We start from the raw sequence: 15,972 nt of genomic DNA, 5'->3' as shown, positions 1-15,972 counted from the left end.
TCAGTCCTTATGCGCTTCCAGCATTCGGACCGGATGTGGGCCGACCACCCGGAGCTCGCGGTCGGCGTGGTCTTCGCCACGGGCATCACGCCGGACGCCGAGCCGGGGGTCGGCCGCTACAACGCCGTCGCCGAGGCCCGGCTCGCGACCGGCTCGGAGTCTGAGCTGCCGGAGATCCAGGCGTGGCGGCGGACCTTCTCGAAGATGGGGCTCAAGCCGACCCAATACCGCTGCGCCTCGGAGTCGCTGCTGCGGCGCTTCAGGAAGGAAGGGTCGCTGCCTTCGATCCATCCTCTGATCGACCTCTGCAACGCGGTCTCGCTCGCGTACGCGATTCCGGTGGCCGTGTTCGATGTCGCGGAGGTCTCCGAGAGCCTGGAGGTACGGCACGCGGCCGGCGACGAGCGCTACCTGACGTTCTCGGGTGAGACCGAGCACCCCGAGCCCGGCGAGGTGATCTTCGCCGACGCCGCCGGTCAAGCCCATGCCCGGCGCTGGACGAACCGGCAGAGCGGCCGCTCCGCCGTACGGGACAAGACCACCACCGTGCTGGTCGTCGCCGAGGCGCTGCACGACACGGCGGCGGCGGACGTCCGCGAGCTCACGACCACGATCGCGGACGAGCTGAGCGCCCTGTGGGCCGCGAAACCGGAGTCCGCGCTGCTCAGCCCGTCGTCGCCGAGGTTCGAGTTCGGGGTGTGACGTCGGGCGCGCCCACCATTGACGAGTTGTCAGTAGGGAGTCTGATGACTGAACCCACGCCTGACCTGCGGATCGACCCGTCCACGGCAACCACGGCGCAGGAGTTCATTCGCAAGCTGAACGAACTGCGAACGTGGGCCGGACAACCATCGCTGGAACGGCTACGGTCGATCAGCACCACCCGCGGCACCATGGTCAGCGCGCTTGCCCCGGCCACCACATCGGAGATCCTGAACGGCAAGCGGCTGCCCCGCCTTCCACGCCTGGCCTTCGTCGAGACCTTCGTCCAGGCATGCCTCGCCGTACGCGGGAAGGCGGCATCCGCGATCGCGGCGGAGGTCGAGGAATGGGGCCGCGTGTGGCGCCGGCTGGCGGCCGCCGATCGCGCCACGCGTGACATGGGCGCGAATATGGGTGGGGACCCGGTCTCCGGCGCCGGGCGACCGGCCCCGGCGCAGCACGACGCCCCGCAGCAGTTACCGACGCCGGTGGCGGGGTTCACCGGCCGTGACGGGGAGTTGGCCGAACTCGACCGCCTCTACGCCGGCGCCGCTGATCACCCGGCGCTGGTGGTCGTCTCCGGAACCGCTGGCGTAGGCAAGACCGCGCTGGCGGTGGTCTGGTCCCGGACGATGGCCGGCCGGTTCCCAGGTGGCCAGCTTTATGTGGATCTGCGCGGCTACGATCCGGCGGCGCCGATGTCGGCAGGTGCGGCGATGGAGCACATCCTGCGCTCGCTCGGCGCTGAGAAGCTGCCCGCCGATCCCGACCACCGTGCGAGCCTCTACCAGCGCATGCTCGCTGAGCGTGCGCTGGTGCTCGTGTTCGACAATGCCAAGGTGCCCGGCGCCGTCCGGCCGCTGCTTCCCCGGAGCGGCGGGCACCTGGTCGTGGTCACCAGCCGCGACAGCATGGCGGGCCTGATCGCCCGCGAGGGGGCCCGTCGCCTCCTGCTCGGGCCGCTGTCCGACGGCGCCGCTACCGATCTGCTACGCGGGCTGATCCAGGCCGAGGACGGCACCGTCGGCGAAGCGTCCTGCGCCGAGTTGAACCACCTGTGCGCCGGCCTGCCGCTCACCCTGCGCGTCGCGGCCGAACGCCTGTCCTTCAGCCCGGGCACCACGCTGCTGGACCTGATCGCGCAGCTCCGGAGGGAAGACACCCGGCTGGACCTGCTGGACGCCGGCGGCGACACCGGCGCCGGCCTGCGCGCGGTCCTGAACTGGTCCCTCAAGGCCCTGCCGGCCGCGGCGGCTCGGCTCTTCCGCCTGCTCGGGCTGCTGCCCGGCGCCGACTTCGACGTCCACGCCGCCACCGCACTGGCCGATACGCCGCTCATCGAGACCCGCAGGATTCTGGAGGTTCTGCACAGTGGCCATCTGATCGAGGAGACGAGCCGGGGCCGTTACCGGCTCCACGATCTGCTCCGCATGTACGCCGCCGAGCAGGTCTCCGCCCTGGAGAGCACGTCTGGCCAGGCGGGCGCGCTCACCCGTCTGCTGGATTGGTACGCGCACTCGATTCAGTCCGCGGTCGAGGCGGTGGAGTCGTTCCGTCCCCCTTTTCTCCCGCCCGCCCAGTTCGACCTGCCCGCATCGTCGCTGTCGTTCAGGGCTGCCGACGCCGCGTGGGAGTGGCTGGCGGCCGAGCGCGTCAACCTGGTGGCGGCGGTACGGCTGGCGGCGGCGACAGGCAGGGCGGAGCACGCCTGGCGCATCTGCGACAACCTGGCCTGCTTCTTCTACCTGCAAGGCGGGGACGAGGACTGGATCGACCTCCACCAACGGGCGCTGGCTGCCGCCAGGACAGGCCACGACGCACTCGGCGTCGCCGTCATGACGACCGGCCTGGCCTCCGCGTACGGGATCCAGGGCCAGAGGGAACTGGCGTTGGAGCACCGGCTCCACGCGGTCTCCCTCTACCAGCGGATCGGTTTCCGCCACGGAGAGGCGGTCGCCGAGGTCTTTCTCGCTGACGCCTACTTCCGTCGGGGAAGCCTCGCCGAGGCGGAGAAGCACTGCGTGCGCGCTTACACGCTCGCCAGGACGCATGGCGACTACTTCGCGGAGATCCTCGCGCGATGGGGGCAGGCCAGGGTCCACTCCAGGACCGGCCGTCACGCCCAGGCGTGGACCGTCCAGTTGGAGCTGCTGGAACTCGCCGAGCGCACCGGGGCCGAGCAGAGCCGGGTGGCCACCCAGGTGGAGCTGGCCACGACCTATCTGCTCGCGAGCGAGCTCGCCCAGGCCATGACCCACTTCGACCAGGCGCTGCAGGCCAGCCGGCAGATCGGCGACCGGATCAGTGAGGTGCGCTGCCTGACCGGACTCGGCGCGGTGTGGACGCAGCGCAGAGACCCCGAGCGCGCGGTACGTCTGCACGAGCAGGCTCTGGCGCTGAGCGAGCGGCTCTACCTGACGATGCTGACCGCAGAGGTGCTCCAGGAGCTGGCTCAGGCTCACGATGCCTCGGGCAACCTGCCCGCGGCCGACCTCTGCCGCCGGCGGGCGGAAGAGGTCGCCGAGCACAGCGGATGACGCTGGTGATCGGTTGGCCCACCCTCACATTACCTTCTGCTGGTAGGGGTTGATCTTCCGGAGGAGCGGAGACAAGATCTAGTCGGCGTGGTTTCGCTGGTTCAGCCTGGGAGGTCGGACCGGGAGGTCGGATGGGTCTGCCCAATCTCACACGTGAAGGTGCCCGGCGGCGGGCCGAGCTCTTGGAGATCAAGTCCTACAGGGTCCAACTCGAGCTTGATGAGGGGGATGCAGAGGGATTTGGGTCGGTCGCGGCCATCAGGTTTCGGTGCCGGGAGGCGGGGGCGGCGAGCTGGATCGATCTGGTGGCCGAGGAGGTCGTGGAGGCCGTTCTCAACGGTAAGCCTCTGGACGTGTCGGGATACCGGCCTGAAGAAGGTATTGTGCTGCCTGATCTGGCCGAGGACAACGAGCTGGTGGTTCGGGCGCGCTGCGGCTATTCGGTTGCGGGCGAGGGACTGAACCGGTTCGTAGACCCGGTCGATCAGGCCGTCTACCTCTATACGCATTTTGAGCCCGCATACGCCCAGCGGATGTTCGCTTGTTTCGATCAGCCCGATCTCAAGGCCGAACACGAGCTCACAGTCATAGCGCCAGCGGGCTGGAAAGTGGTCGGCAATACTCCGGTCGAGTTCTCGCAGCCGACGCCGCAAGGCATGACCAGGCATGTTTTCGCCGCTACCCCACGGATCTCCACCTATCTCGTGGCATTGATGGCCGGCCCATGGGCGGAGTGGCACGACACCCATCACGACGAGTCCGCCACGATTCCGCTAGGGCTCTACTGCCGTGCCTCGCTGGCTCCTCACATGGACGCCGAGCGCCTGTTTACCGAGACCAAACAGGGTTTCGCCTTCTTCCATCGCACGATCGGCCTCCCGTACCCGTTCGGCAAGTACGACCAGTGCTTCGTCCCCGAGTTCAGCGCCGGTGGAATGGAGAACGCCGGATGCGTCACGCTGCTCGACGAGCTGGTGTTCCGCAGCCGGGTCGCCGAGGACAGCTACGAGCGCCGCTGCGGTGCGCTGCTCCACGAGATGGCGCACATGTGGTTCGGCGATCTGGTGACCATGCGTTGGTGGGACGACCTGTGGCTGAACGAGTCGTTCGCGACTTTCGCGGGTGTGCTCGCCCAGGCCGAGGCCACCGAGTACCGGCACGCCTGGACGTCTTTCGCCTCCATGGAGAAGGCGTGGGCCTACCGGCAGGATCAGATGCCGTCCACCCATCCCGTGGTTGCCGATGTCCCGGACGTGCGGGCCGTCGAGCTCAACTTCGACGCCATCAGCTACGCCAAAGGCGCGAGTTTGTTACGGCAGCTCGCCGCCTACGTGGGCAGGGAGTCGTTCTTCGCGGGGCTGCGCTCCTACCTCACCGAACACGCATGGGGTAACGCCTCGTTGTCCGACCTTCTCCGTGCTCTGGGTGAGGCCTGTGGCCGGGATCTGTCGTGGTGGAGCGAACAATGGTTGGAGAGCATCGGGCTCACGACGCTGCGGGCCGAGTTCGCCCTCGACGTTGAAGGCCGCTTCATCCGCTTCGCCGTAACGCAGAGCGAAGCCCGGCCCGGCGGCGGCGAACCTCGCTGTCTGCCAGTGGCGATCGGGATCTATGCGGATGACGGCACCGGTGGCCTGGTCTGTACCCACCGGGTCGAAACGGACGTCGCAGGCCCGCGCACCGAGGTGCCCGAAATGGTGGGAGCACCAGGTGGAGGTCTGGTGCTGCTCAACGATGACGAGGTCGCCTACTGCCAGACGCGCCTCGACCCCGGCTCGCTCGCCACTCTCGTCGAGCGGATCGGTGACATCACCGATCCGCTCGCCCGCACGATGTGCTGGTCCACAGCCTGGGAGATGACCCGGGACGCCGAGTTCAGGGCACGTGACTTCGTCAAACTCGTCCGGCATGGGCTGCCCGCCGAAGCCGACCCGGGAACCGTCGGCCTCCTGCTGCAGCGTGCGCACACCGCGCTCGACGCGTATGGCGACCCGGCGCGGGCGAGGCCCGGTTGGCGTGAGCACATCACGTGGCTGATGGACCAGGCCACGGCGGCAGAACCAGGCTCGGACCGCCAACTCGTCCTTGTAGGCGCGATAGCCGTAGCCGTGCTCGACGAGGACCAACTCGCCACGGTGCGAGGCTGGCTGGGCGGTTCATCGCCGCTGCCCGATCTCGCGCTCGACGGCGAGCTGCGCTGGCGGCTCACGCAAGCCCTTGTCGCGCATGACCAGGCAGGAGATCGAGAGATCGGCGCGGAACTGGAGCGCGACGCAACCTCGCTCGGAAGACTCCATGCCGAGCGGACCCGGGCTCTGATGCCCTCGCCGCAGGCCAAGGAGGAGGCCTGGCAGAACGCCTTCCGAGGCGACCTGCCCACCGCGGCCGCCGAGTCCCTCGCCTCCGGCTTCTCCCACCCGGCCCAGCGAAGGCTGCTCGAGCCGTTCGCCCCCCGGTACTTCGCCGAGATCGCAGACGCGTGGACAAGATGGGAGAGCGGCGGTGGGCGCCAGCTGGCGATGCTTCTCTTCCCCTCCTGGGCGGCCTCCACCGAGACGGTCGCGGCGGCCGACACCTGGCTCGCCGAGCATCCCCACCCGCCGTCCCTGCACAGACTGGTAGCCGAGGGCAGAGATCGGATGGTCAGAATGCTCAAGGCCCGCGCTTTCGACCAAACGGCCTGACCGCACCGGAATCAGCCGTGGGCGCCTGCCTCCACCTGGTCGGGATCACCGAGCCAGGTCGACACGCCTTCCTCAAGGGCCTTGAGGTCATGGTCGCCATCCGAGGCCCACGCGACATGACCGTCGGGACGCACCAGCAGCGCCGGCCCGTCCGAAGACTCCGCGTGGATGAGACGCCCGCGCCGCCCCTCGGCGGCCGAGGCCAGAGTGGCCGGGCCTACGAGGACGGCCTGCCCGTGCCGCATCACGTCATCGAGCCTCCCCCCGCCTGCCAGGTCGAGGTCGGGAGCACTGCGGCCGACGAGCGGGTGGTCGCCCGGCAGATCGTACCGCTGTGAGGTACCGGTCAGCTTCGTCACCATGTGGGTGGCTCCGTCCGGGGTGCCGAGCAGATCCCCCATGATCCTCCGCAGGGATTCAGTCCTCGGATCCAGCCGCATCAGCGCGATCTGCGCGCGAGTCCAGTCCAGCACCCACGCACCAACCGGATGCCGCTCCCGCGTGTAGGTGTCGAGCAATCCGCTCGGAGCCCAGCCGCGCACCGTCGCGGCGAGCTTCCAGCCGAGGTTCATCGCGTCGCCGATCCCGAGGTTGAGCCCCTGCCCGCCGAACGGGGAGTGCACATGCGCGGCGTCACCCGCCAGAATGACCCGCCCCTTCACATAGGTGCTCGCCTGACGGGCGTTGTCGGTGAACCGGGTCGCCGTCTCGATCGAGGCCACCGTGATGTCGGTTCCCGAGACTCTCCGCAGGCTGGCTTGGAGCTCCGACGGCGTGATCGGGCTGTGCCGGTCGTCGGGCGGACCGTCCATCTCGACCGTGAGGATCCGGTTGGCCAGCGGGGTGTAGACATAGAAGCCTGTCCCGGTGCGGTTCCAGCCCGCGCGCAGGACCTCCGGGTTCTCGAACTCCGCCAGCGCCTGCCGTCCGGTGATCTCAGGGTCGGTTCCCGGGAAGTCGAAACCGGCGCTCCTGCGCACCATGCTGCGGCCGCCGTCGGCACCCACGAGCCAATCGCAGCGCAGACGCTCGCCAGAGGCGAGACTCACGTCAACGCCGTCCTCGTCCTCGGTGAAGCCCGTCGGCTCCGCCCCCCTGCGGAGATCGACCCCGAGGTCGACGGCGTGTTCGGCCAGGATCCGCTCCAGCGTCTGCTGGCTGAGGGGCAACATGTCGCGCGGCATATCGGGCCCGCCGAAGCGCGGATCGCCGTATTCGACCTGGTCCCTCGGGATGGTAAGCCCCGCGAAATGGCCGGCGGCGTTCGCGAACGCCGGATCGGGCGGTGGCAGCGGGCGGCGTCGGGTGGCCAACGACGCCAGGACGTTCCGTGTGTGGAGTCGCTGCGCCTCGAGCACTCTCGGAAGCAACCCACGCCTGCGCAGGGCTTCCACGGTCGAGATGTGAAGCCCGAATGCCTTGATCGTCTGATCGGTGTCGTATCTGCGTTCGGCGACCATCACCCGCACCCGCGCCAGGGCCAGTTCGCAGGCGACCATGAGGCCGACTGGCCCACCCCCTACGATTATCACGTCAAAATGCTCGGAGAACCGCGCAGCGACCGATTTCATGTTTCCGACGATACTTGCGACACCTTGCCTGCCACAATGCGCAATGGCACAATGGTTCCGCAGGCCACGAAAATACGACATTGACGTGTGCGCTAACCGCGGAGGCCCGATGAGCGCTGATATGGCACTCCACCAGAAGATTATTTCCATGGCGGACCTGGTCACTCCTATGGCGGTGCGAGCAGCGGTCACCCTGCGCATTGCCGACCACGTAGGCACAGGTCAGCTGCCTCTTCAGGAGCTGGCGCGCCTCACTGCCACTATGCCGAGGCCGCTCGAAAAGCTGCTAAAGCACCTGGTGACCCTGAATATCCTGAGCCAAGATGGCGACCTTTATCAGCTCACCGAACTAGGCGCGGCGCTGCGTCGCGAAAATGGCCGTTTCTGGCCGTTCGAATCGCTGGACGTCGAGGGGCTAATGGGCCGGACAGAATTGTCGGCAATTCATCTCCTTCACACTTTGAGGACCGGTGAGTCGGTCTACCACGGTATGTATGGGACCGATCTATGGGCCCATGTCAATGAAGTGGGGAACGTCGAGGACGAGTTGTGGTCGCACGCGGTGCCGCCGGGCTTCGACATCGAGGTGGTCACCAGGCATCCCTGCTGGAAGGAGGCCCGCACGGCGGTGGACGTCGGCGGCCACACCGGCGCTCTGGCGGAGGTGCTGATCTCTGAATACCCGGCGCTGCGGGTGACCGTCTTGGATCTGCCGGTGTTCGCGAACGTGGCACAACGCCGCTTCAGCGCAGCCGGGACCGCCGATCGCGCGACCGCGGTGGGCGGCAGTTTCTTCGACCCGCTGCCCGAGGGCGCCGACGTCTACCTGCTGTCGGCCATCCTGGCCGACTGGGATGACGCCGACGCCGTGCGGTTGCTGCGCAACTGCGCCCAGGCCGCAGGTCCGCAGGGCAGGATTCTCGTGTCCGAGGTCTGCCTGAGCGAACGCGTCCGGGCGGTCGACACCGGTATGGCCCTGTGGCTGGAGGCGGTCATGGCCGATCCCGACAGAACCATCGACGATCTCACCGCACTCGCCGCCGAAGCGGGGCTGGAGACCGGAAGAGTCGATGAGGCGATGACCCGTGTCGCCCTCGAGCTGCGTGTCCGGTAGCACCAGCGTCATCCCGTCACCAGGCTCTGCAGCAGCGCGAGCCCGACCAGAAGCGCGGGTCCGCGGGCCAGCTGGCGCACCAGCCCCACTGGGGTCGGGCCGAAGACTCCGAAGTCGATCAGGCCGCCGCTGTAGTCCATGGGCGGTCTGGTCGCCACCCGGTAGCTCACCGCGACCGCGCCCACGGCCGAGATCACCGCGGCGATCGGAGGGATCCCCGAGATCACGGCGGTCACCGTCACCCAGATCACCGCGCCCGCCGCCGGGACCACCAGATGGGCGGCGGTGAGCAGCCGGTCCGATCCGCCGAGCGTCCGGCGGATCGCGGGCGAGCGTGAGACGATCCGCAGCCCTCCGGCGAGCCGGTCGACGGCCAGGAACGCGATGATGACCTGCAGGGCCGACAGAAGATCGGACACCCCGCTCATATGCGCCGCGTAGGGGACCGCGATCAGCGCCGCCCAGATGAACAGACCGGTACGGCCGCGGCGCACCCGGGCAAGATCGGCCCGCACCAACGCACCGAACCGGCCTCCCCTGATCGGCGCCGGACGCACCCTGGCCACCCTGCGCGCCCGCCGCTCAAGCACGACAGGCCAGAACAGGGTGGCGTCGAGTGACATGATCGACGCCCGGGTGGCGTTCGCCAGCTCCACCCCGGACGACAGGGTCGACCGCGAGACCGAGCCGAGGCCGCGCCGACCGAGGACGACCACGACCAGGAGCAGGACGACGACCATCAGCAGCGCACAGGCCTGGTACACCACGGAATCGAGCCGCTCAGGGCCCGGCAGCGGATCACCGGGGTGCGCGATCAGCGCGACCACCCCGGCACCGAAGATCGCGCATGCCACGGCGTTGAGCCACTGCTGCACCCGGGCGACCGACCGCAGCCGGGCCTGTGCCCAGACGCACACGCACGTCACGGACGAGCCGATGGTGGCCCACGACACGAGCCACGGCACGGCCGGGACGGGAAGCCCGGCCGCCGCGGCAAAGGCGACGCCCAGCAAGGTGCTGGCAATGGCGCCGACCGCCGTCGCGAGAGCGAAGCGGCCGAGGAGGAGCCGCCCCCGGTCGACCGGTGTGCTGAACAGCCAGGTGCGCTCGGGCGCATCGACATGCAGTGGCCCGAACGCCAGCAGCGCCTTCGCCAGGAACACGAGGCACAACGCCATGACGACGACCGCCATCGACCGCACAATCTCGATCGAGGCGAGCGGCTCCTTGCCCGCCGTCCCAAGCCCGGCGCCAACCAGCCGGACAGCGACAGTCCCGGGGACCATGAGGTAGAGGAGCCGCTCGAACAACAACGACGCCGTGAACGCCGTAGGCGGTCGCGTCCTCCTGGCCCGGACCCATCCGCGTAGTTCGGCCGCGCTCGGCGTCGCCCGCATGGTTTCGGTGACCCTCATTGCACGACTTCGATGATCCGGTCCGCGACGGCGTCGATCAGCTCGCGGTCATGGGAGGCGAACAGAATGCCCACGCCCGCGGCCTTCTCCGCACGCAGCCGGTCGGCCAGCCAGGCCCGGCCCTGGGCGTCCAGCCGCTGTTCGGGCTCGTCCAGGACGAGGACGCGGCGCGGTCGCACCATGCAGGAGGCCAGGCCCAGCCGGTGCCGCTGGCCGCTCGAGAGAGTGGCAGGCAACTGATCGGCTGCCCGGGCCAAGTCGAGGTCTGCCAGGATCGCCTCGACCTCAGCCTCAGGGTCAGCCGTTCCGTGCGCCCACGCGTAGAGTCGAAGATGATCGACCACCGACAGGTCGGGGAAGTAGTCGACGTCATCGAGCAGGCAGGCCATCGCCGCCCGCACCACGGGATCTGACTCGAAGAGCTCTTCCCCGTCCAGTGTGATCTGGCCTTCGTCGATGTCCTCGCAGCCGGCGACGCACTTCAGCAGCGTCGACTTCCCCGAACCGTTCGGCCCGGCGACGGCCAGCGCCTCGCCGGGACGCAGTGAGAAGCCCACCCCACGCAGGATGGGCATCCCACCGTAGGACTTGCTCAGCCCTGTGACCTTGAGAACCTCCGTCTGCCCTGCACTCTCACCGAGATCTTCGCCGGATTTCTGAACGGCTTTCACAGTGCTCACCTCGTCACGGTTTCACAGCCCTCAGCAGCAGGCGTAGGAACACGTGAACACCTCACTGCACGTGGTGAACGTCAGCATGAAAATGGGGACGCCACCGGCCTGGCGGCGCATCGTCTGCGCGAGCTGGAGCAGCCGCTGACGCTCGACCGAACTGCCGCCGATCTCGCCGGTGAAGAACGACATCATCCCGTCGACGGCCGCGTCGATGTCGACTTCCTCGCCTTTGACGAACGCCGCACCCGCTCCGATGAACTGGTCGATGCCGAGAATTCCGGCCATTGAACGCTCGAGCTGGGCCATGAGTTCCGGCAGGTCGGGCCTCTGCTTTTCCTTCTCAGACTCCACGGGGTGATGTCTCCTCTACGGAAGCGAGGCCGGACGCCTCAGGACGGTGCGGGAGCGGTAACAGCGGCGACACGATCGCCGGATCGAGCCTGCGCAGCGCGCTGTGCGCTACCCCGGCCGCGCCGAGCATGAGTCCATGCCCCGCAGGCCAGGTCAGATCGTCGTGGTAGGCCATGAGCGAGTGGTGGGTAAGCTCCCGGGCCATCCGATCGCGGTCCGGCGACGCGAACTCCGCAGGGAAGAGCGACAGCGCGTCGGCGATACCGGCCGCTCCGTGGCAGAGGCAGCTGTCGTAGATGAGCTGCGGAAACGATTCTCCGATGCGTGCCGTCTTGGCGAAGGCGATCCGGGCGTCCTGGACCACCTCGGCGGGCGCCTTGTCGCCGGGCAGAAGCAGAGCCGTGCGGGCGAGCCCGATCCCGGGAGCCCCATAGCACCAGTCGTGCCGGTAGACGTCCGGTTCCAGACGCGGATCACCGTTCTTGCCGCGTTCCTGGAGGGAGCGGACGTCTCGCCAGTCGCCCTCGGTCTGGTCGAACCAGTGCCTCTCGTAGCGGAACGCGCGCTCGGCGGCGTCGAGGAAGCGCTGTTCTCCCAGCACGCGGCCCGCCTCGCCCAGCGCGAGCCCGCAGCCGGAGGCTCCGTGGGCAAACCCGATGAAGCCCATCTCGTCGCCGCGGAGCGCGTCGAGCCAGCAGAGCCCGTCCGCCGCGTCCTCAGTGCCCAGGCGAACGAGCAGGTCGCCCAGGCGGCCGACCAGATCTTGGCCCCCGAGCGCATCGGCGCCCAGCACCGCGATCAGCGCACCGGCCACGCCCTCCACCACATCAGGGGAGACAGGGCCGTTGGCCGCGAGCAGCCGCTGCGCCGACTGGATGACCAGCGCGCAGCCGTCCTGGGCCAGATCGGAGTCGCCGAGGGCCTTCCCTGCCAGCACCACCGCCAGGCCAGCGCCTGAGACACCGCTGTACAGACCTTCGCCAGGCAGGCCGGCCGCAATGTCCAGCGTCTGGCGTGAGGCTGCCAGAGCGAGCTCGGCATGAGACCGGTCGCCCGTTTTGTCTGCGAGATGGGCGAAGAACAACGCCATCCCGGCGGTACCGCCGTAGAGGTCGGCCTCCATGGGCGTCCAGACGCTCCGGCCGCCCTCGTCCTGATGGGGCTTCAGCCAGGTGCACCGATCGCCCTGGACCAGCGCGCCGCGGGCGATCCGGGCGGCGATGCGATCCACCTGACCGAGAAGGTCGTAGTCGGACGGAGCAGCGGGCGCGACCGACCTTTGCGCCGGGACGGCCGTCAGCTCGCCGACGACCGTCTCCAGCACCGCCTCGCTCGCGTAGGGCGTGTCCAGCGACCTGCCTGCGTCGGCGAACCAGTTCGCGACGTACTCCAGCCGCTCAGCAGGTTCGGTGCGGCCCTCGACGAGCGCTCGGATCGCACCGCCCGCGATCGCCTCGCAGACGAACATGCCGTAGCTGTTGCCGCCGCCGGGGTCCTCGGCCAGCGCCAGGCCGAGGCCGACCTTGCGGGTCAGCGCGGGGACGTAGGGCCGCATGTTCGGCAGCAACCGGGCATGGATCTCCCGCAACTTCGACCAGGCCCGCACCAGGTCCAGATGGCCCATATAGAGGACGGCCGTGTCCGCGCGATCGAGGTATTGCGCGTCGGCATGTATGACCTTGAACTCGTAGCAGAGCCCAAGCTCACCCAGTTCCCGCGAGAGCAAGGAGACGAGTCCGATCGCTCCGCCTGCGGTCACGTTCCAATAGAGGCGGACGAGCCGCTGCCCGTCGGCGGACGGCGGGCCTGCGGGGCCGCGAAACAGCACGAAGCCAGGCGACTTGGTGATGGAGATGTACGGTCGGCGCACTTCGATCGTGTCAGGCGGAGAGCCGTCCAGATCCATCCGCACCAGCACGCCGTCAAGGTCGATCGCCGGCTCGCCGCGGAACTCGCCCACGGGCCGCGTGACCACCCGGGGCGGGACGTCACCCGCCGCGTAGACCGCCGCGTTGATGAACCTGGCGGACCGGCTCGACGGGAGGCCCTCCAGCATGGACTCGCGGAACGCCGCTAAATCCTTGCGCGGCCACCCGAACAGGTAGAAGCCCCGGTAGAGGAGCCGGCTGAGGAACGCGCCGGCCGCCTCCCGCATCATCTCCGCTTCTGGCAACGGGCGGATCGTGTCCACCACGTCGCCGAACCAGGCCAGCTCATAACCGCTGGAGACGGTTCCGGCTGCGAGTGCGGCCCCGGCCGCATTTCGGTACTCAGCCGACATCGCTCAACGCCAATCCGAAGAAGGTCCGGGCGGCGACCTCGGGGTTCTGGTGGAAGTTCGCCGCCATCTGCATCAGTTGCCGTGCGGTCACCTGCGGCGTGTTGCGCTGGTGGGTGTTCTCGATAGCGAAGTGCACCAGCCTCGCGGCGCACCAGGTCATCAGGTCCGACAACCCGGCCTTGTGCAGATCGAGGGAACCGGTGAGCGCCACGAGATAGCCGCCGAGGAAGACGTGGGCGAAGTCCCTGATCTCCCGCATGCCCGCGACCGCGGCCTCGTTGGGGACGACCTGCTCATTCCACGGCACCCAGAGGTCGGGGTCGGTCAGCCACCACACCAGGCGTTCGGAGAGCAGACCCGCGATATCCCAGCGCCGGTCGCCCCAGCCGCCCATCTCCCAGTCGATCAACACGGGCTCGTCGTCATCACGGAGAAGGATGTTGTCTCCGCGCAGGTCGTTGTGGGTGACCACCTCGGGGGTCCAGCGTTCCGTCACCGTAGCGAGCAACGACATCAGGGTGTCGTTCGCCTGGACAGTGCGGATGACCTCCAGCGACGCCGGGCTGTGGAACTCCACGGAGTCCAGCGTCGGATAGCCGCAGCGCAGGATCGGGGGCGGCGGCTTGTCGTCCAGGCCGAGGTCGCCCTCCAACCGGTGCAGACGGGCCAGGACGGTGCCGATGCCCAGCGCGAGGGCCGTCCGGCGTTCTGGCTCGTCCCCGTTCACCTCTCGCGGGGACTTGCTTTCGACGAACTCGGTGACGAGCAGACCGGTCTCCTCTTCATAGGCGAGGAACCCCGGCAGGTGCGGAGTGAAGGCGGTCGGCTGTAGAGCGCGGTAGACCGCCGCCTCCTGGCGCATCGACTCGCGCGACTCGGCCGTCGTGCCCTGCTTCACCACCCATCCGGCGCTACCCAGCCGGACGATCAGGCACCGGCAGCGGCGGGACTCATCGGTGATCGTGAGACGCGGGTCCGCCGCCTGCTCAGGGCGCAGCGCCCCGCACGAGATGAGGATGCGGATCGCGGCCACCTCGTCGAGCACAGGTAGCCCAGCCGTGAAAGCGGTCTTGCGGGGGACGTCGTGTTCAGGATGGACTAATACTGTCAAAACGACCCCTCAGCAACAGGCTAAAGAACAGCTGAAACCGGCTGTACATGCTGAAACGCTGACCGTGATAGCAACGAATCCGCACTGGGCCTCCACCGCCTGTGCCAGTTCGACAATTCGCTTGCGCTCGTCCGCGCCGCCATATCCGTCACCGTGCAGGAAACGCATCATCACCGCGGCGGCCTCGTCCAACTCCAGGTCCCCACGGATGAATCCTCGCGCAGCCGATACAAAGTCGGCCATTCCGTCAATGGACTCGAGTTCCTGTTTGATCTGCTCGAGTAGATCCGGGGCTTGATGGATTTTCTGTTCAGAAGACATCAGCCGACATTCCCCAGGTGATGATTGCGAAACCGAGGGATCCGCCCTGATAAATTCCGGAGCGGATCCCGGCCCGTCGTCATGGTCATACGGCGGGGTGCTGTTCATGCCCCTAGCAGCAGGCCCATGAGCAGCTGAAAGCGGGCGTACAGGCGGTCACGGTGGTGACCACGGACACCCAGCTGCACTTGGCCTCAATGGTCTGGCCCAGCTGGATAATCCGCTCCCGCTCTTCTGCGCTCTGGCAGATGTCGCCTTGAAGGAACGGGGTCATCACTTCCATCGCCTGCTCAAGGCAGAACTCACCCTTGATGAATCCTTCGGCGGCGGCAGTGAATTCGGAGAAGCCGTCGATGCCCTGCAGGGCATCGGCGAGTTCCCTCACGGTCGGTGGTTCGGACGACTGGTCGACGACGGGGGACGGCTCGTTCGTAACGGAAATCGACATTACTCACCTCCGCTGCCTAACCAATCATTGCTGCCTGTCAAAAGTCAATCGATACTGCCTATCAAAAACCATTCGATCTTGAGCCGATTTTCGCTCATGGCCACCTTGGGACACCAGGGCCACGGTCGGCAACAGTCGCATTACCGCTGGTAAGAAATCCCTGAGTTCCCTGACGGGTTGAGGGTATGCGGAAGGTCTCTTCAGATACCAGAACATGCATGGATCCAAAGACGAGCGGCGGCTTTCTGCAACGTCAGCGCACATCTCTCCGTGTATTTACTTATGGGCCCTTCAGTGCTTCAGTGGAAGTCGGTGGAATCCACGATTGCACCTTATGGCGGAATCTGGTAAATTCCGCCACCCCGATTTCGGACCTAACGCGTAACCGTCCAATGACAGCCAGTCGGCGAGCAACTCCGTTTGCTCGGGTCCACGTTCAGGAGGATGACACTCCTCTCCGGGGACCGCACGGCGCCGTCGCCGGCCTGGACCAGATGGCTGATGAAGCCCTCGGCCACCTGCCCGCGTCGTCCCCGCTCGAACAGGCCCTGGAGGAAGGACCTGAAGCGCGTCGCCAGCACGAGCCCGGCTGACGTGGCCGCGGAACCGTTGGCGGCGTACGCCTGGAACAGCGGAATGATCGCTTCCCGCCCGGCTTCCGACTCGCCCATCACATGCGCCGAGAAGGGCACCGCGAATGCCTCGATGAAGTCGACGGGCGGTCGTCGCATGCCGTCGAGCAGTTCGGAAAGGCAACGCTTCC

13 protein-coding genes are annotated in these 15,972 nt (G+C 67.8%); 4 read left to right on the top strand and 9 right to left on the bottom strand.

Annotated elements, in window-relative coordinates; translation table 11 throughout:
- The first annotated feature begins 9 nt into the window (after window positions 1-9).
- From AB0B91_RS17835 to pepN, 3 genes are all read left to right on the top strand, one after another.
- A complete protein-coding gene (locus tag AB0B91_RS17835; RefSeq protein WP_358320197.1) occupies window positions 10-702 on the top strand; it encodes a phenylalanine--tRNA ligase beta subunit-related protein in 693 nt (230 codons plus the stop codon).
- Window positions 703-746: 44 nt separating this feature from the next.
- Entirely contained in the window at window positions 747-3,239 is a 2,493-nt protein-coding gene (locus AB0B91_RS17830; RefSeq protein ID WP_358320194.1) for a tetratricopeptide repeat protein, read from the top strand.
- A gap of 131 nt (window positions 3,240-3,370) precedes the next feature.
- Window positions 3,371-5,923, top strand: coding sequence for an aminopeptidase N (pepN, locus tag AB0B91_RS17825; RefSeq protein ID WP_358320191.1), 2,553 nt, complete (start codon window positions 3,371-3,373; stop codon window positions 5,921-5,923).
- Between the two features lie 11 nt (window positions 5,924-5,934).
- On the opposite strand, the gene AB0B91_RS17820 is transcribed toward pepN, so the two are convergent.
- On the bottom strand, window positions 5,935-7,575 hold the full coding sequence (locus AB0B91_RS17820) for an FAD-dependent monooxygenase (protein ID WP_358320188.1): 1,641 nt from the start codon (window positions 7,573-7,575) through the stop codon (window positions 5,935-5,937).
- A 28-nt stretch (window positions 7,576-7,603) separates the two neighbouring features.
- Between AB0B91_RS17820 and AB0B91_RS17815 the strand changes: the two genes are divergently transcribed.
- Window positions 7,604-8,608 (top strand): methyltransferase, encoded by a 1,005-nt coding sequence (locus AB0B91_RS17815; RefSeq protein WP_358320185.1) that lies wholly within the window; start codon window positions 7,604-7,606, stop codon window positions 8,606-8,608.
- Between the two features lie 8 nt (window positions 8,609-8,616).
- On the opposite strand, the gene AB0B91_RS17810 is transcribed toward AB0B91_RS17815, so the two are convergent.
- The 8 genes from AB0B91_RS17810 to AB0B91_RS17775 all read right to left on the bottom strand — a co-directional run bounded on the left by AB0B91_RS17810 (window position 8,617) and on the right by AB0B91_RS17775 (window position 15,940).
- Window positions 8,617-10,023 carry a DUF6297 family protein gene (locus AB0B91_RS17810; protein WP_358320182.1) on the bottom strand — a complete coding sequence of 469 codons (1,407 nt, stop codon included), beginning with the start codon at window positions 10,021-10,023 and terminating at the stop codon, window positions 8,617-8,619.
- Window positions 10,020-10,598 (bottom strand): ABC transporter ATP-binding protein, encoded by a 579-nt coding sequence (locus AB0B91_RS17805; RefSeq protein WP_358320179.1) that lies wholly within the window; start codon window positions 10,596-10,598, stop codon window positions 10,020-10,022. Before AB0B91_RS17805 ends, AB0B91_RS17810 begins: the two co-directional genes overlap by 4 nt.
- A gap of 126 nt (window positions 10,599-10,724) precedes the next feature.
- Window positions 10,725-11,048 (bottom strand): hypothetical protein, encoded by a 324-nt coding sequence (locus AB0B91_RS17800; RefSeq protein WP_358320177.1) that lies wholly within the window; start codon window positions 11,046-11,048, stop codon window positions 10,725-10,727.
- Window positions 11,038-13,329 (bottom strand): lanthionine synthetase LanC family protein, encoded by a 2,292-nt coding sequence (locus tag AB0B91_RS17795; RefSeq protein ID WP_358320174.1) that lies wholly within the window; start codon window positions 13,327-13,329, stop codon window positions 11,038-11,040. Before AB0B91_RS17795 ends, AB0B91_RS17800 begins: the two co-directional genes overlap by 11 nt.
- Window positions 13,319-14,440 (bottom strand): phosphotransferase, encoded by a 1,122-nt coding sequence (locus tag AB0B91_RS17790; protein ID WP_358320171.1) that lies wholly within the window; start codon window positions 14,438-14,440, stop codon window positions 13,319-13,321. The genes AB0B91_RS17795 and AB0B91_RS17790 overlap by 11 nt, the downstream gene beginning before the upstream one ends.
- Before the next feature lie 9 nt (window positions 14,441-14,449).
- A complete protein-coding gene (locus tag AB0B91_RS17785) occupies window positions 14,450-14,761 on the bottom strand; it encodes a hypothetical protein (protein ID WP_358320168.1) in 312 nt (103 codons plus the stop codon).
- Between the two features lie 112 nt (window positions 14,762-14,873).
- Complete coding sequence (locus AB0B91_RS17780) at window positions 14,874-15,209, bottom strand: hypothetical protein (protein ID WP_358320165.1); 336 nt, start codon at window positions 15,207-15,209, stop codon at window positions 14,874-14,876.
- A gap of 374 nt (window positions 15,210-15,583) precedes the next feature.
- Entirely contained in the window at window positions 15,584-15,940 is a 357-nt protein-coding gene (locus AB0B91_RS17775) for a hypothetical protein (RefSeq protein WP_358320162.1), read from the bottom strand.
- Between the last annotated feature and the right edge of the window lie 32 nt (window positions 15,941-15,972).

It is taken from the genome of Nonomuraea sp. NPDC049141, from assembly GCF_040648415.1.
Classification (GTDB): domain Bacteria; phylum Actinomycetota; class Actinomycetes; order Streptosporangiales; family Streptosporangiaceae; genus Nonomuraea.
This window is presented reverse-complemented; position numbering and strand designations above follow the sequence as displayed.

Coding starts and splice junctions, on each gene's coding strand:
- AB0B91_RS17835 (WP_358320197.1), top strand. CDS start 10: ATGCGCTTCCAGCATTCGGACCGGATGTGGGCCGACCACCCGGAGCTC.
- AB0B91_RS17830 (WP_358320194.1), top strand. CDS start 747: ATGACTGAACCCACGCCTGACCTGCGGATCGACCCGTCCACGGCAACC.
- pepN (WP_358320191.1), top strand. CDS start 3,371: ATGGGTCTGCCCAATCTCACACGTGAAGGTGCCCGGCGGCGGGCCGAG.
- AB0B91_RS17820 (WP_358320188.1), bottom strand. CDS start 7,575: ATGTCGTATTTTCGTGGCCTGCGGAACCATTGTGCCATTGCGCATTGT.
- AB0B91_RS17815 (WP_358320185.1), top strand. CDS start 7,604: ATGAGCGCTGATATGGCACTCCACCAGAAGATTATTTCCATGGCGGAC.
- AB0B91_RS17810 (WP_358320182.1), bottom strand. CDS start 10,023: ATGAGGGTCACCGAAACCATGCGGGCGACGCCGAGCGCGGCCGAACTA.
- AB0B91_RS17805 (WP_358320179.1), bottom strand. CDS start 10,598: ATGCCCATCCTGCGTGGGGTGGGCTTCTCACTGCGTCCCGGCGAGGCG.
- AB0B91_RS17795 (WP_358320174.1), bottom strand. CDS start 13,329: ATGTCGGCTGAGTACCGAAATGCGGCCGGGGCCGCACTCGCAGCCGGA.
- AB0B91_RS17785 (WP_358320168.1), bottom strand. CDS start 14,761: ATGTCTTCTGAACAGAAAATCCATCAAGCCCCGGATCTACTCGAGCAG.
- AB0B91_RS17780 (WP_358320165.1), bottom strand. CDS start 15,209: ATGTCGATTTCCGTTACGAACGAGCCGTCCCCCGTCGTCGACCAGTCG.
- AB0B91_RS17775 (WP_358320162.1), bottom strand. CDS start 15,940: ATGCGACGACCGCCCGTCGACTTCATCGAGGCATTCGCGGTGCCCTTC.